At 66.6% G+C, this 18,449-nt stretch carries 21 protein-coding genes; 15 read left to right on the top strand and 6 right to left on the bottom strand.

The features are described 5' to 3' along the window. Positions 1–18: 18 nt before the first annotated feature. A complete protein-coding gene (locus HBF26_RS05150) occupies positions 19–513 on the bottom strand; it encodes a hypothetical protein (protein ID WP_167123758.1) in 495 nt (164 codons plus the stop codon). A gap of 109 nt (positions 514–622) precedes the next feature. After that, a complete protein-coding gene (locus tag HBF26_RS05145) occupies positions 623–1,450 on the bottom strand; it encodes a ParB N-terminal domain-containing protein (RefSeq protein WP_167123756.1) in 828 nt (275 codons plus the stop codon). A gap of 178 nt (positions 1,451–1,628) precedes the next feature. Here HBF26_RS05145 and HBF26_RS05140 point away from each other — a divergent pair, with 178 nt between their 5' ends. Then, positions 1,629–2,903 carry a Rid family hydrolase gene (locus HBF26_RS05140; protein ID WP_338039630.1) on the top strand — a complete coding sequence of 425 codons (1,275 nt, stop codon included), beginning with the start codon at positions 1,629–1,631 and terminating at the stop codon, positions 2,901–2,903. Between the two features lie 75 nt (positions 2,904–2,978). Here HBF26_RS05140 and HBF26_RS05135 read toward each other — a convergent pair whose 3' ends face one another. Continuing rightward, entirely contained in the window at positions 2,979–3,971 is a 993-nt protein-coding gene (locus tag HBF26_RS05135) for a YVTN family beta-propeller repeat protein (RefSeq protein WP_167123752.1), read from the bottom strand. A gap of 199 nt (positions 3,972–4,170) precedes the next feature. Here HBF26_RS05135 and HBF26_RS05130 point away from each other — a divergent pair, with 199 nt between their 5' ends. Next, a complete protein-coding gene (locus HBF26_RS05130) occupies positions 4,171–4,560 on the top strand; it encodes a DUF1801 domain-containing protein (RefSeq protein ID WP_167123750.1) in 390 nt (129 codons plus the stop codon). Positions 4,561–4,605: 45 nt separating this feature from the next. Here HBF26_RS05130 and HBF26_RS05125 read toward each other — a convergent pair whose 3' ends face one another. Further along, positions 4,606–5,115, bottom strand: a complete 510-nt coding sequence (locus HBF26_RS05125) for a lipocalin-like domain-containing protein (protein ID WP_167123748.1) — start codon at positions 5,113–5,115, stop codon at positions 4,606–4,608. A gap of 93 nt (positions 5,116–5,208) precedes the next feature. On the opposite strand from HBF26_RS05125, the gene HBF26_RS05120 reads away from it, so the two are divergent. The 10 genes from HBF26_RS05120 (at position 5,209) to HBF26_RS05075 (ending at position 14,493) form a co-directional block, all read left to right on the top strand. Next, a complete protein-coding gene (locus HBF26_RS05120) occupies positions 5,209–6,093 on the top strand; it encodes a LysR substrate-binding domain-containing protein (protein WP_167123746.1) in 885 nt (294 codons plus the stop codon). A 94-nt stretch (positions 6,094–6,187) separates the two neighbouring features. Then, the gene (locus HBF26_RS05115; RefSeq protein WP_240151216.1) at positions 6,188–6,952 is read left to right on the top strand and encodes a hypothetical protein; all 765 of its coding nucleotides are present in this window, start codon (positions 6,188–6,190) and stop codon (positions 6,950–6,952) included. Between the two features lie 239 nt (positions 6,953–7,191). Then, positions 7,192–8,481, top strand: a complete 1,290-nt coding sequence (locus HBF26_RS05110; RefSeq protein ID WP_205287592.1) for an EAL domain-containing protein — start codon at positions 7,192–7,194, stop codon at positions 8,479–8,481. Between the two features lie 71 nt (positions 8,482–8,552). Beyond that, positions 8,553–8,978, top strand: coding sequence for a type II toxin-antitoxin system RelB family anti-toxin (gene relB, locus HBF26_RS05105; protein WP_167123741.1), 426 nt, complete (start codon positions 8,553–8,555; stop codon positions 8,976–8,978). Continuing rightward, positions 8,975–10,231, top strand: a complete 1,257-nt coding sequence (locus HBF26_RS19855; protein WP_167123739.1) for a HipA domain-containing protein — start codon at positions 8,975–8,977, stop codon at positions 10,229–10,231. Before relB ends, HBF26_RS19855 begins: the two co-directional genes overlap by 4 nt. Before the next feature lie 155 nt (positions 10,232–10,386). Next, positions 10,387–11,367, top strand: coding sequence for a tRNA dihydrouridine(20/20a) synthase DusA (gene dusA / locus HBF26_RS05095; RefSeq protein WP_167123737.1), 981 nt, complete (start codon positions 10,387–10,389; stop codon positions 11,365–11,367). A 29-nt stretch (positions 11,368–11,396) separates the two neighbouring features. Further along, the gene (locus HBF26_RS05090) at positions 11,397–11,903 is read left to right on the top strand and encodes a GNAT family N-acetyltransferase (RefSeq protein ID WP_167123734.1); all 507 of its coding nucleotides are present in this window, start codon (positions 11,397–11,399) and stop codon (positions 11,901–11,903) included. Positions 11,904–12,032: 129 nt separating this feature from the next. Continuing rightward, positions 12,033–12,362: a PepSY domain-containing protein gene (locus HBF26_RS05085; RefSeq protein WP_167123732.1), complete on the top strand. Its 330-nt coding sequence runs from the start codon at positions 12,033–12,035 to the stop codon at positions 12,360–12,362. Then, positions 12,362–13,054 carry a response regulator transcription factor gene (locus HBF26_RS05080; RefSeq protein WP_167031704.1) on the top strand — a complete coding sequence of 231 codons (693 nt, stop codon included), beginning with the start codon at positions 12,362–12,364 and terminating at the stop codon, positions 13,052–13,054. Before HBF26_RS05085 ends, HBF26_RS05080 begins: the two co-directional genes overlap by 1 nt. A 53-nt stretch (positions 13,055–13,107) precedes the next feature. Beyond that, positions 13,108–14,493, top strand: a complete 1,386-nt coding sequence (locus HBF26_RS05075; protein WP_167123730.1) for an ATP-binding protein — start codon at positions 13,108–13,110, stop codon at positions 14,491–14,493. 10 nt (positions 14,494–14,503) lie between these two features. On the opposite strand, the gene HBF26_RS05070 is transcribed toward HBF26_RS05075, so the two are convergent. Next, entirely contained in the window at positions 14,504–15,274 is a 771-nt protein-coding gene (locus HBF26_RS05070; RefSeq protein WP_167123728.1) for a zinc-dependent peptidase, read from the bottom strand. A 20-nt stretch (positions 15,275–15,294) separates the two neighbouring features. Continuing rightward, positions 15,295–15,627 (bottom strand): hypothetical protein, encoded by a 333-nt coding sequence (locus HBF26_RS05065; RefSeq protein WP_167123726.1) that lies wholly within the window; start codon positions 15,625–15,627, stop codon positions 15,295–15,297. Positions 15,628–15,829: 202 nt separating this feature from the next. On the opposite strand from HBF26_RS05065, the gene HBF26_RS05060 reads away from it, so the two are divergent. The 3 genes from HBF26_RS05060 (at position 15,830) to HBF26_RS05050 (ending at position 18,441) form a co-directional block, all read left to right on the top strand. After that, entirely contained in the window at positions 15,830–16,810 is a 981-nt protein-coding gene (locus HBF26_RS05060) for a biotin--[acetyl-CoA-carboxylase] ligase (protein WP_167123724.1), read from the top strand. Further along, the gene (locus HBF26_RS05055) at positions 16,807–17,565 is read left to right on the top strand and encodes a type III pantothenate kinase (RefSeq protein WP_167123722.1); all 759 of its coding nucleotides are present in this window, start codon (positions 16,807–16,809) and stop codon (positions 17,563–17,565) included. Before HBF26_RS05060 ends, HBF26_RS05055 begins: the two co-directional genes overlap by 4 nt. 66 nt (positions 17,566–17,631) lie before the next feature. Next, a complete protein-coding gene (locus HBF26_RS05050) occupies positions 17,632–18,441 on the top strand; it encodes an SPOR domain-containing protein (protein ID WP_167123720.1) in 810 nt (269 codons plus the stop codon). The last annotated feature ends 8 nt before the right edge of the window (positions 18,442–18,449 follow it).

Raw genomic sequence — 18,449 nt, 5'->3', positions numbered from 1 at the left:
CAAACATGCGTGCCGGCGTTACCAGCGCCCGCGACCGAAGTGCCCCTGGGTGCCGCCGACCGAAATGCTGACGCCACCCGTGGGGTGCTCGCAGCTGCCGAAGGCCTGGCTCAGGCTGACCGCGCCGCCCTGGTAACTGCCGCTGCCGCCGTGGCTTGCGCTGACGACGCCGGTGGTCAGGCTGCCGTGCACCTGCGGCTTGTTATAGGTGGCGTCGTCGCACCGGGGCGTGTCGTCGGCCACCTCCACGTTTTCCATGCGGCCGCTGGTATCGCCGTAATAGGTGCCGGGCGGGTCTTTCGGGCGGGCAGGTGTGATGGCGACGCTTTCGCCGCTCTTGGTGACTACCGGCGCGGCTTGCTGCGTCGAGGCCCCGGCGGCGGGGGCGGGTGCCGCCGTGCTGGCCGGGGCGGGCACGTAGTTCGGCGGCAGGTTCAGGTTGAGGGGTTTTTCCTGCGCGACGGCGGCCGTGGCGACGAGGGAGGTGGCGACGAGGGCGAGCAAAGTCTTCATGGGGCGCTCCGGGTTCTGGCCTTCGAACGCTCGAGGGCGCGTCCGGTGTACCGGCCTTGGATCGCCGGAGGCCCTTCCGAGTTCCCGGCTGCTCAAAGCGCCCATTACCTTACTCCGCCAGGGCCTCGTCCGCGTCGTCCGGCGTAGCTTCGCCCAGGCGGGCGCGTAGGGCGTCGATCTCGCGGCGGAGATTGCGGTTCTCGGCCTCCAGTTCGGCCACCTGCTCGCGCAGGGCCTTCACTTCGTCCGTGGGCTTTTCGCGGGGCTTCCGCTTCGACTCGCGGACCCGCTTCGCCGCTTCCTTCAGCTCCGCGTCGCCGGCGCTGGCCGCGGCCTTCTGTTCCTCTTCCGGCAGGCTGGCGACCGCGGCGGCGGCGCTGATGGACAGGGTGCCGGACTTCACGGCGGCCACGACCTCGGGGGCGGCTTCCTTCCGGATCTTCTCGATCATGCCGACCTGGTTGCTGCTGATCCGGGCCTCGCGAGCGATTTCCTTGCGGGATTCCGTCGCGGCCGGACGCGCGGGCTTCGACGCCGCGGGCTGGGCGCCCGTGGTGTCGAACGGCACGTCCGGCGCTGCCTCGCCGCCTTCGGTCGCTGCCGCACGGGCGCGGCGCTCCGCGAGGATCTCGCGCTTGCGCAGCGCGAGCACCCCGCGCTGGAAGTCGGAGACGCTGCGCCGGCCCAGATGCTGCTCGATCATCCACAGGTGCACGTCGTCGAGCGACTGGAAGCGTTCGTTCTGCACCGTCTGGAAGGGGATGTCGTGCTTGCGGCAGATGCCGTAACGGTTGTGGCCGTCCACCAGCGTGTCGCCCCAGAGCACCAGGGCATCGCGACATCCTTCGGCGAGCAGGCTGCGCTCCAGCGCTTCGTATTCGTCCGGTGTGAGCGGATCGATGTAGGCCTTCAGTTCTTCGTTGACGACGATGTGCATTGCGGGGTGCCCTGGGGGCGTGACGGCGGCGGGGCGGGCATTCTAGTGCCTGCGCGCTGGCCGTGCAGGGCTTCCGGTATAGGCGGCCCCAGGCATCCCGTGCGAGGCTTGGGTGAGCGGCCGCGGTGGCCGCGAGCGGGGAGGGATAAATATGGTCCGCAAAAGGGGAGGGAGCACGGTGCGCTCCGTCGCGCTCGCTGTCGTTGTCCTGGCGCTGTCGCCGACCGCCTTTGGGCAACGAACGACGTTCATCGATCCTCCGGGTCTGGCGCGGCCCGCCGGTTACTCGCACGTGGTCGTGGCCCCGCCCGGTAACACGATCTATCTCTCGGGGCAGGTGGCGCTAGACAAGGACGGCAGACTCGTCGGCAAGGACGATTTCGCCGCGCAGGCGGCCCAGGTATTCGCCAACATCGACACGGCGCTCAAGGCGGCGCATGCGTCATTCCGCGACGTCGTCAAACTGACCTTCTACGTAAAGGACGCTGCCGAGGTGCCCGCGCTGCGGATCGTGCGCGACAGGTATGTGGACACCGCCCACCCGCCGGCCAGCACGTTGGTGGAGGTGCGGCGGTTGGTGCGCGACGAGTTCCTCCTCGAGGTGGACGCGGTCGCTGTGACGCCTGCAGCTCCTGCGGCGGTGAGCGGCGTAGTCGAGCCCTGGCGCCCGACGGGAATCTCCAGCGATCTGTTCGAATCGCATGCGGCGTTCGACCCAGACGGCGCCGACGTGTATTTCGTGCGCAGCGACCGAAGTTTTGCAGGGTGGCGCCTCCTCACGTCGCATTGCGAGGGTACTCACTGGTCGACCCCTCGCGTCCCTCCCTTTGCGGGCAAGGGACTGGAAGCGGATCCCTGGTTCACGCCGGATGGCGCTCACCTGTACTACATCTCGTCGCGAGCCACGGGTGGCATGGACAGCAAAGACCTGGACATCTGGCGCGTCGATCGGGATGCCAGCGGGCATTGGGCAGAACCCGTGCGGCTACCGGCGCCGGTCAACTCGGACGAGGCCGAGTGGTTTCCGCGTCTGGCTGCCGACGGATGGCTTTACTTTGGTTCCCATCGCGCAGGGGGGCTGGGGAAGAACGACATCTGGCGGGCGCGACAGGAGGCGTCGGGACAATGGACGGTCGAGAACGCCGGGGCCGCCTTGAACACGGCCGGAAACGAATACGAAGCGCTGCCGTCGCCCGATGGCTCGGTCATGGTGCTCGCGACCGATCGCGGCTACTTCGAGTCGCGCCGTACGGGTAGCGGCTGGTCGCCCCGCGTAAGGCTCGGGCCCGACGTCAATGTCAACGGTTCGGAAATAGGTGCCTTGTTTTCACCGTCGGGAAAGTCGGTGCTTTTCTCGCGTGACACCGGCGAACCGCTTTCGGGCGAGTTCTTCGTATGGCATCGCGACGGCAAGGAAGACTGGCCGCCGCGATGCGGCAGTGGCGCCCCGTGAGGGCAGTGCCTCCGTGGGCGCTATGGCGAATCGGGGGCGCTGGACGAAGCGGCCTCCGATTCGGGTGCAGCGACGTTATTCCGGCTGCGTTGCGATGGCGGTCGGGAAGTTGCCTACGTTGACCGTGGCGATCACCTTGTTGTTGAGCGGGTTGATCACGGAAACGGAGTTCGATCCGGAATTGGCCACGTAAACTCGGCCGAGCGTGAGGCTCACGTTCACGGCATCGGGCGCGATACCCACCGGCACCGTCGCGAGCACATTCTTGCGGATGGCATCGATGACCGACACCGTTCCATCGGCGAGGTTCGTCACATAGGCGCGCGAGCCCAGCAGGCTCGCCGCCACGGCATCGGAGCTGTTGCCGGTGGCGATCGTGTCGGTAACCTGGTTCGTGGATGCATCGATAACCGAGACGTTGCTCGAACCCTGGTTGGCCGCGTACACGCGGGCGCCAAACGGGCCGGCATCCACGCTCGTCGGCTGCACGCCCACGGGCACCGTGGCCACCGTCAGACCGGTACGGGTGTTGATCACCGAAACCGAGTTTTCGCCGAAGTTGGCGGTGTACAGGAACTTGCCGGTGGGGCTGGTCGTTACGGCAAAAGGCAGGCTGCCCGAAGGAAGCGAACCGGTGACGGTGTTGCTGTTCGTGTCGATCACCGAGATGGTGGAGTCGTTCGCATTGGCAACGTAAGCCGAAAGGCCGTCCGGAGCGACGACCACCGATGTGGGGAAACCACCGACCGGAATCGATGCGATCACCGAATTCGTGGCGCTCTTGATCACGGAGACCGTGTTATCGGCGGTATTGGTCACGTAGACCTTGCTGCCATCGCGGCTGACGGCCACGCCTTGCGGCGCATTGCCGACGGCGATGGTCGCGGTAACAGCGTTACGGAGCGTGTCGATGACCGAAACGGTATTGTCGAACTGGTTCACCACATAGGCATTCTTGTTGAACGCCGCGGCGGGCAGCGCCACGCCAGCCAGCATGAGGGGCAGGGCGCAGCGCACAGCCGATGCGAGCCAGCCGCGGGGTTTGGGCATCATGTGCTTGTTCGTCATGGCAAGACCTCAACGTGTGGAGTGTGGGCGGCAGTCGCCCGGCATGTGGAGGTCACCATAGGCTGGCGACATGACCGGCAGTTTCACCAGCGATTACGGCAGTTGTTGCACCCGGATGGCAGGTGTGGGTGCCTGCGCCTGGGGGTTGCTAAGATCGACGGAGGCGGGGTGTATTGACGATAGCAGGGGGGAAGAGGACATGAGCAGGTTGATCGAGATCGATCAGCGCATCGCCGGACTCGGCGACTGGCGCGGCGACACCCTCGCCAGGGTGCGCGAACTCATCCACGATGCCGTTCCGGACGTGGTCGAGGAACTGAAGTGGCGAGGCACCCCTGTGTGGACGCACGGCGGCATCATCTGCACCGGCGAAACGTACAAGGACAAGGTGAAACTCACCTTCGCGAAGGGCGCCTCGTTGAAGGACCCCGCGATGCTGTTCAATGCCAGCCTGGACGGCAACGTACGCCGCGCCATCGATATCGGCAAAGGGGAAGCCATCGACGCCAAGGCGTTCAAGGCGCTGGTTCGGGCGGCGGCGGACCTCAATGCGGCGCCGCGCAAGGCCTCCGTGAAGCGGGCGAAATAGAAGGTCGGGGCGACGGTCAAACGGAACGTCGGCGGCTATGCAGCATCATTGAACCGGCAGGCGCCGCCAGACGGAAACAGGCACGTCGCCGTTGGGACGGGGTGCCACCTTGTAGCTCAGCATGTCGCCCGTGAGTTCGTACGCGCGCTTCTGCACGGTGCCGTCCTGGTTCGGGAAAGAGGCGGCATCGATGCGGAAGGTGAGCGTGTGGTCGGTGGGGTCGATGCTCACCGTGCCAATATGGGTGCTCGTGCCGAGCACAGCGGCCGCATATTCCTCCGGCGTTCCCTTCGCACGGTCGCTCGAAGCGAAATGCTGCCTGTCGGTGCGGAAGATCTGCAACGAGTAGCGGCCCTGTGCGTCGATCATGAGCAGCCCCTTCGGCGCGGCACCGTAATCGGACTCCTTCCGGCCGTCGGCGTGTATCACGTCCGCGGCCTGGAGCGTCCAGGTGCCCGCCAGCGAGGCGAGTTCATGGCCCAGTGCCGGCGCGTTTCCAGCGATCGCCGCGTGGCAGGCAAGCGTACCGGCTATCAGTGCCCATAGTGATTTCATGAGGTTCTCCCAGTGGTCCCCCGCCTTTTTACGGCGTGAATCTACATAAGAAAATGTGGTAATTCTCACGAAACACTTTTGTGAAACTGAATCATGGCGCTTCCAAGCCTGGATCTGGACGTTCTGAGAACGCTCGTGGCGGCGCAGCGCCTGGGCGGTTTCGCCCGCGCGGCGGACTTCGTCGGCCGCTCGCAATCGGCGGTCAGCCTGCAGATTCGTCGGATCGAGGCACAGCTGGGCGTGCCGCTTTTCCGGAAGCAGGGCCGGGGACTGGTGCCTACCGAGGCGGGCGAGGTTCTGCTCGCTTACGGGACCCGCCTGCTGAGCCTCAACGAGGAAGCCGTGGCAGCCGTGCGAGGGTGCGCCATAGAAGGAAGCGTGCGCTTCGGTCTTCCCGGCGATTTCGCGGACGGCTGGCTGCCGTGGGCGCTCGGACAGTTCAAGCGGGCGCACCCCGGCGTTCGCATCGAGGTGGCCGTGGATCGAAATGGCCGTCTCCTCGAGCGGCTCGACGAGCAGGCGTTCGACCTGGTGCTGGCACTCGGCGCGGAGACGCGTGCCGACGCCCGCGTGCTGGCGCAGCTTCAGGATGTGTGGATCGGCGCCAGCGACGGCAGTTGGACTTGGGCGGAGGACGAGCCCGTTCCTCTCGCAGTGCTCGAGGCGCCTTGCATGTTCCGGCAGAGCGCCATTGCCGCGCTCGATCGTGCGGGCTTGCGCTGGCGCATCGCATTCGTTTCGCCAAGCCTCCATGGCCTGTGGGCTGCGGTGGAGGCGGGCCTGGGCGTCACGCTGCGCACCGCGGCCGGCCTGCCTCGCGGTTTGGGTGTGCTGGGTGTCGAGTCCGGCTTGCCAGCGCTACCCGACGCGCCTCGCCGTCTGTGTCTGCACGATGGCGGCCACCCGCCCGCACCTGCCGTGGCGCGGCTGGCGGCGATCATTGCCGAGACAGTTCCGCAGACGTTCCCTGGGACTTAGGAGCGCGAACGTGTCGAAAACGGTCCCGCTCGTTCGACGTCTGGTCAAGGCGGGCACTGCGCCCGCCCGACAACCCCTTTCAGGAGACGCCCCGATGGAACACTCGGCCCGCTCGACCATGATCGCCGTGCTCGCGCTGTTCGCGTTCGCTGTGCTGCTACACCCAGCCGCGGCGCAGGATGCGCCGAAGCCCGACGCCGCTTCGGCGTACCCGAAGATGGCCCCCGCCGAGCAATATTTGATGAAGAGCCGCGACGCAGAAATCGCCCTGGCGCGAAGTGCGGCACCGGCCTCCGTCTCGGGCGACGCCACCGTCCTCGTGCTGGGGCGCAAGGGGTATGAAACGGCGGTTGAGGGCAAGAATGGATTCGTCTGCGTCGTGGGCAGGAGCTGGACCGGACCTTTCGACTGGCCGGAATTCTGGAACCCCAAGATCCTGGCCGCGGACTGCATGAATCCACAGGCCGCCCGCGCCATCGTTCCGATCTTCCAGCTGCGCGCACGGCTGGCGATGGCCGGGCGCTCGAAGGAAGACATGCTGGCAGCCGTGAGGGAGGCTTACGCAAGGAAGCAATTGCCGCAGCCGGAGCCCGGCGCCATGGATTACATGATGTCGAAGTCGTCGTACCTGACCGACGAGGGCGAGCACAACATGCCTCACCTCATGTTCGACACTCTGGCCAGGAACCCCGGCGAATGGGGCGCCAACCTCGAGGGTTCCCCGGTGATGGCGAGCCCATACTGGTTCATGTTTGCCAAGGACCCCTCGCAGATGCGCGGCCTGCCGCCCATCCTCGTGTTCCTCGTGGGCACCTCGACATGGGCGGACGGTACGCCGGCGCAAGGGCACCAGCATTGATCCTGACCTGCCCCGGCTTCGCCGGGGCACGCTGCGTCCCTAACCGCTTCGGGGCACGGAGGCGCACAATGCACACGTTTGGATAATGGCTTTACGTTCGTGCAAGGCACGACCGATCCGATTCGTGGCAGGGGGCGCTTCAACGAATGATGAGACGGACAGGGGGTGCCGCGACGGCAGACTCGCATCCGCTTCGGATGCGATCGCAGAGTGGACGGCGAAGAGAGAAGGTGTCGGTCATGCTGAAGCTGACTGGCGTGGCCTGCATAGGGCTGGGGCTAGCGTGGACGCTCTGCTACATCTACTTCGGGCGCTACGAACTGTCGGTGGTCTTCGTCGGGCTGACGGCTGTTGGCGTGCTCGCCCTTCATCGCAGCAAGCGAAGCAACGGCTCATCGCTCCTTCTCGTTGCGCACGGCATTCTCGCCGTCATCTGTTCCATCGCGTGGATCGACGCACCCATCGCCTGGGTGCCACGATCGGTCCATCTGTTTCTGCTGCCGCTCGCCGCGGGTGCGGCTTTCACGTTCGAGCCGCGCGAGCGCTATGGCTCGTTGATCTTTCCGCTGGTTTGCCTTGGTGCTTTTACCGCCTTCGCGGTGGGCGCGCTGGATCCGTTTGCTCCCCACGCCTCGCCGCCGCTCGAGGTGCGCGCCTGGGGCGTGAGGTTGAATGCGGCGACGTCGATGCTTCTCCTGGCTGGGATATTCGCTATTTACCGCATCGATAGCGGAAAGCGCCTGCGGATGGAACGCGAATTGGGTCGGGCCGTTCGCAACGGGGAGATCGAGGTCCACTACCAGCCACAGGTACGCTACAGCGGCATCGTCAGTGGTGCGGAAGCGCTCATTCGCTGGCGGCGTCCGTCCGGCGAATTGTTGACCCCCGATGCCTTCATCGACCTGGCGGAGGAAAGCACCCTGATCAGCGAGATCGGCTTGGAGGTTCTTCGCCAAGCCTGTCAGACCCTGAAGCACTGGTCGTCCGACCCGCGGACACAGGCACTGCGCCTGGCGGTGAACATCAGTCCGGTGCAGCTGTTGGATGATTCGTTGGTCTCTTCGGTGTCTTCGATCATCCGTGAGGCAGGCATCGATCCGACCTTGCTCGAGTTCGAGCTCACGGAGTCCGCGCTGGCTGCCGGTACCGCGATGGTGATCGAGCGGATGGAAGCACTGGAATCCACCGGCGTTTCCTGGGCGCTCGACGACTTCGGAACGGGTTACTCCTCCCTGGCGACGCTGCGCACGCTTCCGGTTCGCAAGCTGAAGATCGATCGGCACTTCCTGATCGAGGCGACAAGGCAAGAGAGCGCGCAGCGGCTTCTCGGCAAGATCATCGAGATATCGCAGGTGATGGGCTTGAGCGCCCTGGCCGAAGGCGTGGAGACGCCCGACCAGCGCGAACTGCTGATCGGCCTCGGCTGCGACCACTTCCAGGGCTATCTGTTCGCGCAGCCAATGCCGCGCAGGGAACTGCATGCGTGGTTGGATATGCAGCCGCTGCCGCCGGCAGCGCCCACACGATAACCTGAACCGGAAAAGCCATAGAATCAAAAATTAACTTGCATTTCCGGCCAGAAAATGTAACTTAATTTTGTATGGCGAAACGGACTCCTCCGACCCACCCCCGCGTACAGCGCCAGATCGAGGCGCTGGGTCAGCGGCTGCGCGTTGCCCGGATGCGTCGCTCGATGACCCAGGAGGTGATGGCGGAGCGCGTGGGAGTCAGTGTCCCGACCATCGCCAAGCTTGAGAAAGGCGATCCGTCGACCAGTCTGGCAACCGTTCTGCGAGCGCTGACTGTGCTCGGCCTGGCCGGCGACATCGACCTGATAGCCGCGCAGGACACCCTCGGTCGCGAGCTGCAGGACAATGCACTCCGGCGCACCAATGCCTCGCCCCGCACGCGGACCACTTCCACGCCGCTGCCGCCGCCCGTCGCCCAGACGCCGCCGGTGGTCCCCTTGCTCCCCACGCCGTCGGTGCCGCCGAGGCCGCCACGACCGCGGAAGCCCAAGCCGTGAACCGTCTTGCAGTCTGGATCGACGATGAGTCTCTCGGCGGCTCTGCCTTTGTTGGGCACCTGTCAAAGACGGCAAGCAGGACGGGGGAGACGATCAGCTTCGAGTACGACCCCAAATGGCTGGCCGGTGCCGGGTCGGTGGCGGGGTTCCCTTTGGATCACGAACTCTACTTTGGCGCAGGTCCGCAGTATGCGCGGACTGGCGCCAGCGAACTGTCGGGTGCTTTTCAGGACTGCTCCCCTGATCGCTGGGGCAAGCGCCTGATGGATCGTCGCGAGGCAATCGAAGCACGTGAAGAGAGGCGCAAAGCACGCAACCTGCGTGCGTGGGACTACCTGGTGGGAGTCAATGACGAGTCTCGCATGGGAGCGCTGCGTCTGGTGGATCCGGAGTCCGCGCGTTACGTGGACGACCGCACACTCAGCGCCCCGCCGATCACCGAACTGCGCCAGCTCGAAGGTATCGCCGCGGAAGTGGAGCGCGGCGATGCCGACCTGTCCGACGAGATGGTCCGCTGGATAAAGCAGATCGTGGCGCCCGGCGCTTCACTCGGCGGCGCCCGGCCAAAAGCCAGTTTCCGCGACAAAGCTGGACAGCTGTGGCTCGCCAAGTTCCCGTCGAACGATGACCGCGTCGACGTGGGATTGTGGGAGTTTCTCACCTACCAGCTCTCACTCGACGCGGGCATCGACATGCCCGAGGCACGGCTGATGCGGCTCTCGGACCGAGGTCACACCTACGCAGTGCAGCGCTTCGATCGCACCCCGAACTCGCGCCGCATGTTCTCGTCGGCCATGACCCAACTGGACGCCACCGAGAGCGAGGGCCACAGCTACCTGGAGCTCGTGCAGATCATCGAGACGTGCGGCACCTCCACGCAGATTGCACGCGACCTTGAGCAGCTGTTCCGCCGAGTCCTTTTCAACATCTTGATAGGCAACCGCGACGATCACCTGCGTAATCACGGCTTCATGCGGGCGGGCGATGGCTGGCAACTGTCGCCGGCATTCGATGTGAACCCGAACTCCGACAAAGATCATCACGTGCTCGCGATCGACGACCGGGATCCTTCACCAGATTCGAGCCTGCTGCTGGCCACGGCCGACTACTACCGTCTCCCCAAGAAGGCCGTAGGCGCGGTGGCCGATCAGGTGCGCGCGGCGGTGCGCGGCTGGGAGAAACGCGCGCGGGCGCTGGGTGCACCTCTGAGCGAGACTATGTTGATGACGGCTGTCATCGACCCTGACCGGTGAGTCTGGATTAATAATGCCTGCGCATGCTGGTCGTAACGACTCGGCAGCTCCATCACTGTGCCCGGCGTCATGTGGCTTAACTTTTGGCGCCGGAGTATCGGTTGAAAGTCCTGATGCAGCGGGCGCAGCCTGGGTCGGATTGCTAAAATGCCCCTATGCAATCCATTGACCCCTCAGCCTTCCGCCTCACCGTCGCCCCCATGATGGACTGGACGGACCGTCACTGCCGGTATTTCCACCGGCTGCTGTCGCCCCATGCCCGGCTCTACACCGAAATGGTGACCAGCGCGGCGCTGGTGCGCGGCAGCCAGTTGCGGCTGCTGGAACATAGCCACGAGGAGCATCCCGTGGCCCTCCAGCTCGGGGGCAGCGATCCCGTCGAACTGTCGAAGGCGGCCGTGCTGGGGGCGCAGGCCGGTTACGACGAGATCAACCTCAATGTGGGCTGCCCCTCGGATCGGGTCCAGTCGGGCAAGTTCGGTGCGTGCCTCATGCGCGAGCCGGATCTGGTGGGCGAGTGCGTCCGCGCCATGGCGGATGCCGTCGAGGTGCCGGTGACCGTGAAATGCCGCATCGGCGTGGACGACCAGGACGAATACGCCGACCTGCAGCGATTCACCACCACGATGCTGGAAGCCGGTGTGCGTATCCTCGTGGTCCACGCGCGAAAGGCGTGGCTCGAGGGCTTGAGCCCGAAGGAAAACCGTGAGATCCCGCCGCTCGATTACCAGCGCGTGTACCGGCTGAAGCGCGAATTTCCCGAACTGACCGTCGTCATCAATGGCGGCATCACCACGGTCGACGCCGTGAGCGAACACCTCGCCCAGGTGGACGGGGTGATGCTGGGCAGGGCGGCGTATCACGATCCCTACGTGTTGGCGCGCATCGAAGCCGACCTCTACGGCACTCCGCTACCCGAGCGCGCCGACGTGCTCGAACGGATGCGTATCTACATCGACGCGGAACTGGCCCGCGGCACGCAGCTGAAGCACATCACCCGGCATATCCTCGGCCTTTACCAGGGCGAGCCCGGAGCGCGCGGCTTCCGCCGCCATCTCTCGGAAGGCGCCCATCTGCCGGGCGCGGACTGGCGCCTGATCGAGAGCGCATTGTCCGCCTTCCGCCACGCTGCCTGACCATCCCGTTCCAAGGAGCCAAGCACCGCATGATCGTGACCGAGCGCCTGATCCTCACCCCGAGCGCCATCTCGGACTTCGAAGATTGCCAGGCGATGAGAAGCGACCCGAAGGTCATGCACTTCATCGGTGGCGTCGCTTCGGAGGAAGACACCTGGATCCGGCTGCTGCGCAACGTGGGCCATTGGACGTCGTTCGGCTATGGGCTTTTCACGGTGCGGGAAAAGGAAGGCGGGCGCTTCGTGGGTGAAGGCGGGCTGGCGCAATTCCGCCGTGGGCTCGGTGCGCGCTTCGACGACTACCCGGAGGGTGCCTGGGCGCTGGCGAGCACGGCGCACGGCAAGGGCTACGGCACGGAGGCCTTGTCGGCCGCGCACGAATGGTTTTTCGGGCAGCGGGGCACGGGGCGGACCGTCTGCCTCATCGATCCCGAGAACGTCCCCTCGGTGCGCCTGGGTGAGCGGCTCGGCTATCGCCCGTTCGAACAGGTGACCTATCGGGACAAGCCGATGACGCTTTTCGAGCGAATGCCCTGATCGATCGGCCCCGATATGCCGGGGCGGAGCGCGTCCTGGCCTCCTGGCGAGGGTATTCGAGGCCCGGGCATCGGGCCCGACGGGCTCCGACCCGGGTTTCGTTCAGCTTCGGGCGGGGCGCCGCTGGGCATGATCGGCCGAATCGCTCGCCCCGGCTTCTCCGCGCCCCACATGAAAATCACGTTTCGTCCGCTATTTTTCGCCGCGCTCTGTCTCGCCCTGCCTGCGGCGGCTTCGGCCTATCAGTCGATGTCGCTCGAGCAGGCGGTGAGCAAGGTCCAGAAGGATACCGGGGGGAAAGTGCTGTCGGCGGACACGCGGCTCGTCGAGCGCGGCCGCATCACCGAATACCGGGTCAAGGTCCTCACCCTGGACGGTCACGTCAAGGTGGTGCCCATCCGAACCGAAACCGCCAAGCCCCTGGACGCCAGTGCCGGGGACAACAAGGAGAAACATTGATGCGAATCCTGCTCGTAGAGGACGAGGCCCCGCTGCGCGAGACCCTCGCCGCGCGCCTGAAGCGCGACGGTTTCGCCGTCGATGCCGCCCAGGATGGCGAAGAAGGCCTCTACCTGGGGCGCGAGGTGCCGTTCGACCTCGCGATCATCGACCTGGGCCTGCCCAAGCTGTCCGGCATGGACCTGGTGAAGGCGCTGCGCGAACACGGCCAGCGTTATCCCATCCTGATCCTGACCGCGCGCGGCAGCTGGCAGGACAAGGTCGAGGGCCTGAAATACGGCGCCGACGACTACCTGGTGAAGCCCTTCCACGTCGAAGAACTGCTGGCGCGCATCAACGCGCTGGTGCGTCGTGCCAGCGGCTGGTCGAAGCCGGTGCTGGCGTGCGGCCCCATCAAGCTCGACACCACGGCGCAGACGGTCACCGTGGAAGGCCGCCAGGTCGACCTCACCAGCTACGAGTACAAGGTGCTGGAATACTTGATGCTGCATGCGGGCGAGCTGGTCTCGAAGGCCGACCTCACCGAGCACATCTACCAGCAGGACTTCGACCGCGATTCGAATGTGCTGGAGGTCTTCATCGGGCGCCTGCGCCGCAAGCTCGATCCGGAAAGCACCTTGAAGCCCATCGAAACCGTGCGCGGCCGCGGCTATCGTTTCGCCATCCCGCGCAACGAAGCAGACGAAGACTGATTCCCGCGGGCGGCGTCGCCTTTGGGCGCGCCGTCCCGAGGTAAGCTCGAAGCATGGACAACGCTTCATCGATCCGACGCCGGCCCCTCTCGCTGGCCGCGCGTGCGGCCCTCGCGACGGGCTTCGCGCTGGCCGCTTTCCTCGGCCTGACCGGCCTCGCGCAGAACAAGGCGAACTACGCATCCGAGCTGTCGGCGATGCACGACCGGCTGCATAACTACGCCATCGCCTACATCACCGGTACCGACATCACGCGTGCCGGCAAGGTCACCACGCCGGACAGCCAGCCGAATCCCGATTTCTCGCGACCGGGTTCCGGCCTGTACGCCATCATCGTCGGCAACGACGGTTTTCGCTGGGAATCCTCTTCGGCACTGGGTCGCGACTTCGATTTCGTACGCATGCTGTCGCCGGGCGAAACGGCGTTCGAGCCGGTGGAGACACGTAGCGGCAAGCTGTATGTCTTCAGTTACGGCGTGTCGCTCGACAGCACGGAGAAGCGCAGCGTGCCGCTGACCTTCGCGGTGGCGCAAACCGAAGACCAGTTCGAGCGGCAGGTGGCCACCTACCGGCGCACGCAGTTCCTGTGGCTGGCGATGCTCGGCATGATGCTCATGCTGCTGCAGCTATTCCTGCTGCGTTGGAGTCTGCTGCCGCTACGCCGCGTGTCCAGCGACCTCGCACACATCGAGCGCGGCACGCGCGACCACCTCGACGGACCTTACCCGGTCGAGTTGACGGTGCTGACACGGCGGCTCAACGCCTTCATCGACAGCGAGCGCGAGCAGCGCACGCGCTACCGCGACACACTGGCCGATCTTGCGCACAGCCTGAAAACGCCACTGGCCGTAGTCCGCTCGCAGCTGGAGTCGGGGGGCGACGCCGAAAAACTGCGCGGCGACATCCTCGACCAGGTGCGCCGGATGGACGAGATCGTGGCCTACCAGCTCTCACGCGCTGCGACGTCGGGGCGCCGCACCATCGCTTCGGTGGAACCGATTGCCGGCCACGCGGAAGACTTGGTGCAGAGCCTGGAGAAGGTCTACGCGGCAAAGAACGTGCTGTGCGAATTCGAGATCGAGGACGGCGTCACCTTCCCCGGCGAGCAGGGCGACCTGCTCGAACTCATGGGTAACCTGGTGGAGAACGCCTTCAAGTGGGCGTCGCACCGCGTGTTGCTCTCCGCGCGCTCGCTCGGAAAGATGCGCGGCCGCAGTGGCCTGGAACTCGTGGTGGAAGACGATGGCCCCGGCATTCCCGACGACAAGATCGAGAAGATCCTTCAGCGCGGCGTGCGCGGCGACGAGCGCGTGCAAGGGCACGGCATCGGCCTCTCCATCGTCCAGGACATCATCAAGGCGTACCAGGGCGAACTGCATGTGGACCGCTCCGAGGAGCTTGGCGGCGCACGCTTCAGCGTGAAGCTGCCGCCACCCTGAGGCCGCGCTCCTACGAGTGGGACGCCGGCGAGGGCCCGTAAAACGCTTCCAGCAACGCCGCCACGTCCGGCTCCGCTTCGCGCAATAGCGCGGGCTGCGAAAAATGCAGTTCGCTCGTCACCGCGAAATACTCCTCCGGCGCTTCGCTGGCGTAAGGATCGATGGCCGTGCGACGGCCGCGATCGACGGCCTTCGACAGTCTGTCGAACCCGCGTTGCATGGTGTCGATCCACTGCCTGCGGTTCATCGACGGCGGGAGGGGCGGCACGCCGTTCGCCGGCCCTGACAGCATGTCGAGCTTGTGCGCCATCTCGTGCACGACCACGTTGAATCCGTCCCATGGCGCTTCGAGGTCGAGCGCCACATCGGCCAGGGAAAGGACCATGGGCCCGCGGTCCCAGGCCTCGCCGATCAGCGTGTCGTCGCTGTCGGTGACGACGCCGGTCGGGGCGTCATAGTGGCTGCGGCGCACATTGAACTCACCGGGATAGACGAGCACGTTCGTCCATCCCTTGAACGCCCTCGGTCCGCGCGGCAAGGCGGGAAGGCTGGCCTGCATCGCGATGGCGAGACGCCAGAAATCGTCGAGTTCGGTGCCACCCAGTGCCTGGAAGCGCTTCGTATGCAGAAACGTGGCGGCCAGCTGGCGCAGATAGTGCGCCCGCGGCGCGTCGAGCGCGCGCACCAGCGGCACGCGGGCGACGGCCTGTCGCCACAGCGTGTCGTCGATGGGAGGGACAGGAGCGCGGAAGCGCGCGATCAGCGACTGGAAGACACCCACGAAGTACGGCCGCGAGCGCTTTAGAGCATCGAGCCGGGAAGAAGCGACTGCCAGCTTGGCGCACCCGAGCGCAACGGCAGGGAATCGCCGCGCGTGCCGTCGTCGACATCGACCGGCGATGTGACCGGCGGAGGGGGCGTGCCCCGGCGCGTACTTTCACGCCGCGAAGGCAGGGTGTCGCCGCCAAGGTTGTCACGGCCGCCCTGGGACGACCGCGCGCTGCCTTCGAACGACGACGTACCGGCGGCGCTCGGAGCGAGCAGGCCAGTGGACGGGTCGATGTCGTAAGCGGCGGCGGTGCCGGCGGCACCGACGAGGCACAGACATCCGAAGATGTACGGTCTGGCGTTCATCGGTAAACCCTGGGCCCCTTCGGGACGTAAAGGGGGACAGCCGATCCTCGCAGAAATTTCACGGGCCTGCCAGTGCTGGACGTCCCCGGGGGCTGCCGCCGTGGCCGGAACGGGCGAAAACCCGGCCACTGCCCTAGAATCGCCGGATGTCCCCGGCTCTTCCCCACCTCGACAACGGCCGCCTGACGGCCGGACGGTAGCCATGCTCGCACGCGATCTTCTCGAAGCCCTTGCCGGCGGCGATGCCGTGTCCGGCGCGGCCCTGGCCCGCCGGGCCGGGGTCACGCGCGCGGCCGTCTGGAAGCAGATCGAGGCCCTGCGCCTCAAGGGCGTACCGGTGGAAGCCCGGGTCGGCGGTGGCTATCGCCTGCCGTGGCGCACCGAGCTGCTCGACGCCCAGGCCATCAAGGCGGGGCTGGCGCCAGGCACCGCGGCGCGCATCGGCATGCTCGAAGTGCATTGGGACATCGATTCCACGTCGAGCGAGCTGGCGCGACGCATCCCGGTGCTCGACGATCTCTCCTTCGTGCTCGCAGAGGCGCAATCGGCCGGTCGCGGCCGCCGGGGCCGTACCTGGCTCTCGCCGCCCGGCATGAACCTCTATCTGTCCGTGCTGAAGCGATTCGACGGCGGCTTCGCGTCCCTCTCGGGGCTTTCACTGGCGGTGGGCGTGATGCTGTTGCGCGCGCTGGCCGAACTGGGCATCCGCACCCCGGGCCTGAAATGGCCGAACGACGTGCTGGCCGGCAATGCGAAGCTTGCCGGCGTCCTCGTGGAGCTGTCGGGCGAGTACTCGGGGCCCTGCGCGGCGGTGATCGGGGTGGGCCTCAACATCCGCTTGCCGGACACCCTGCACGAGCGGGCGGGTCAGCCGATCACCGACCTTGCCTCCCTCATGGGCGGCGACCCGCCGAACCGCAATCGCATCGCTGCCGCGGTGATCACGGAACTCGCCGAAGGACTCGTGGCGTTCGAGCGTCACGGCTTCGCCGCGTTCGCGGACGACTACGCAGCGAACGACCTGCTTCGCGGCGAATCGCTGCGCATCATCGATCCGCGCGGCGAGTACGATGCCACGGGCGAGGGTGTGGACGAACGCGGCGCCCTTCGCGTGCGCCGGGCGAATGGCGAGGTGTCCATCGTCGACAGCGCGGAAGTCTCCGTTCGCAAGGCGGCACCATGATCCTCCTGCTCGACCTCGGCAACACCCGGCTCAAGTTCGCGCTGCTCGACGGCGACACGTTCGTTCGTCGCGGCGCGTTCGGTTGGGATGCCGACATCGCCCACGAACTCGCCACGCTATGGTGCGGCTGGCCCGCGCCGCAGCGAGTCGTCGGGGCATCGGTGGTGGATGCCGCGCGTGAAACGGCGGTGGCCGTGGCCGTAGGCAGTGCCTTCGATCTGGATACGACGTGGGTGCGCACGCCGGCCCAGGCCTGCGGCGTCACGAATGCCTATGCCGAACCGCATCGCCTGGGCGTGGACCGCTTCCTCGCCATGGTGGACGCGTTCGCCGCCGGCCGGGCGCCGTCCGTGCTGGCCAGTGTGGGCACCGCGCTCACGCTCGACGCGCTGGACGCCGAGGGCCGGCACCTCGGCGGCTGGATCGCCCCCGGGCCGCTGCTGATGCAGCAGTCGGTCCTCGGCGCGACGGCGCAGGTTCGCCCGGAGCGCCCGGGCGCGGTGCGCGACCTGGCCGACAACACCGCCGATGGACTCGCCTCGGGGTGCTGGCAGGCGTGTGCCGCGCTGGTGGACCGCTTTGTGGATCGGGTGGCGCTTCAGCTGGGGGGGGCGCCCACTGTCACGCTGGGTGGCGGCGATGCCGACATTCTCGCTCCCTTGCTTGTGCGCACGGTGGAGCTGGTTCCCGACGCGGTGCTGCGCGGGCTGGCGGTATGGGCCAGGACGCATGCTCCTGCGAGCGATATCGCCTAGAATCCGGGTGCTGCCGGTTCTTACAGGGGAACGCGAGCAAGCCCTACCGGATGACCCAAGGCCGTCATGCTTCTGCGTTTGCTCTTCGTTCTCTTGATCGCCCTGAACATCGCCGTGGCCGCCTGGCTGCTGCTGGGCGATTCGGGCACGCGCGCGGCGGATCCGAACGACGGCAACGTGCCCAAGCTGAAATTGCTCACAGAGCTGCCGGAGCCGCCGGCCGCCGGTGCATCGGCCCCAGCGTCCCCGGCAACGCCCGAGGCAAGCGCTTCGGCACCGCTGCCGCCCCCGGCCATGACGACGCCTGCCGCGCCCGCCACGGCGGCACCCTTGCCCAAGCCCGCTATTGCGCAGCCGAAGGTTCAGGCGGAGGCGCCCCCCGTATCGACGGCCACTGCCCCGACCAGTCCGCGCCGCAGCTATCGCTGCCTCGCGCTGGGACCGTTCCCGAACCAGGTGGACCTGCGCGCCGCCCGTACCGCGATCGCATCGCGCACCGTGCGCAGCAGGCAGCGCCAGGAGCAGACCAGCGAGTCGCGCGGATGGCGCGTCTTCCTGCCGGCCCAGGCCACGCGCGAACTGGCGCTGGCCCAGGCGAAGCGCCTGGAAGCGAAGGGCATCAAGGATTACTTCGTCGTCACCGCCGCAGGCGAACTGCAAAACTCGGTGGCGCTGGGCCTGTTCCACGACCCGGCGAACGCCCGCAAGCGCCGCGACGAAGTGGTCGCCGCCGGCTTCCCGGCCCGCATGAGCGAGCGCACGGAAACCACGCCGGTCTGGTGGCTCGACGTGGTGGTTCCGGATGAGGCCGGCGCCGACATTCGCCGAAGCATTCGCACCCCCGGGATAACGGCGCGAAGCACGGGCTGCTTCTGATAAACTCC

The organism is Luteibacter jiangsuensis (genome assembly GCF_011742555.1).
Classification (GTDB): domain Bacteria; phylum Pseudomonadota; class Gammaproteobacteria; order Xanthomonadales; family Rhodanobacteraceae; genus Luteibacter; species Luteibacter jiangsuensis.
Note: the sequence above shows the minus strand (reverse complement) of the source record. Positions and strands in the feature narration are given on the sequence as shown.

Coding starts and splice junctions, on each gene's coding strand:
- HBF26_RS05150 (WP_167123758.1), bottom strand. CDS start 513: ATGAAGACTTTGCTCGCCCTCGTCGCCACCTCCCTCGTCGCCACGGCC.
- HBF26_RS05145 (WP_167123756.1), bottom strand. CDS start 1,450: ATGCACATCGTCGTCAACGAAGAACTGAAGGCCTACATCGATCCGCTC.
- HBF26_RS05135 (WP_167123752.1), bottom strand. CDS start 3,971: ATGACGAACAAGCACATGATGCCCAAACCCCGCGGCTGGCTCGCATCG.
- HBF26_RS05130 (WP_167123750.1), top strand. CDS start 4,171: ATGAGCAGGTTGATCGAGATCGATCAGCGCATCGCCGGACTCGGCGAC.
- HBF26_RS05125 (WP_167123748.1), bottom strand. CDS start 5,115: ATGAAATCACTATGGGCACTGATAGCCGGTACGCTTGCCTGCCACGCG.
- HBF26_RS05120 (WP_167123746.1), top strand. CDS start 5,209: ATGGCGCTTCCAAGCCTGGATCTGGACGTTCTGAGAACGCTCGTGGCG.
- HBF26_RS05115 (WP_240151216.1), top strand. CDS start 6,188: ATGGAACACTCGGCCCGCTCGACCATGATCGCCGTGCTCGCGCTGTTC.
- HBF26_RS05110 (WP_205287592.1), top strand. CDS start 7,192: ATGCTGAAGCTGACTGGCGTGGCCTGCATAGGGCTGGGGCTAGCGTGG.
- relB (WP_167123741.1), top strand. CDS start 8,553: ATGGCGAAACGGACTCCTCCGACCCACCCCCGCGTACAGCGCCAGATC.
- dusA (WP_167123737.1), top strand. CDS start 10,387: ATGCAATCCATTGACCCCTCAGCCTTCCGCCTCACCGTCGCCCCCATG.
- HBF26_RS05090 (WP_167123734.1), top strand. CDS start 11,397: ATGATCGTGACCGAGCGCCTGATCCTCACCCCGAGCGCCATCTCGGAC.
- HBF26_RS05085 (WP_167123732.1), top strand. CDS start 12,033: ATGATCGGCCGAATCGCTCGCCCCGGCTTCTCCGCGCCCCACATGAAA.
- HBF26_RS05080 (WP_167031704.1), top strand. CDS start 12,362: ATGCGAATCCTGCTCGTAGAGGACGAGGCCCCGCTGCGCGAGACCCTC.
- HBF26_RS05075 (WP_167123730.1), top strand. CDS start 13,108: ATGGACAACGCTTCATCGATCCGACGCCGGCCCCTCTCGCTGGCCGCG.
- HBF26_RS05065 (WP_167123726.1), bottom strand. CDS start 15,627: ATGAACGCCAGACCGTACATCTTCGGATGTCTGTGCCTCGTCGGTGCC.
- HBF26_RS05060 (WP_167123724.1), top strand. CDS start 15,830: ATGCTCGCACGCGATCTTCTCGAAGCCCTTGCCGGCGGCGATGCCGTG.
- HBF26_RS05055 (WP_167123722.1), top strand. CDS start 16,807: ATGATCCTCCTGCTCGACCTCGGCAACACCCGGCTCAAGTTCGCGCTG.
- HBF26_RS05050 (WP_167123720.1), top strand. CDS start 17,632: ATGCTTCTGCGTTTGCTCTTCGTTCTCTTGATCGCCCTGAACATCGCC.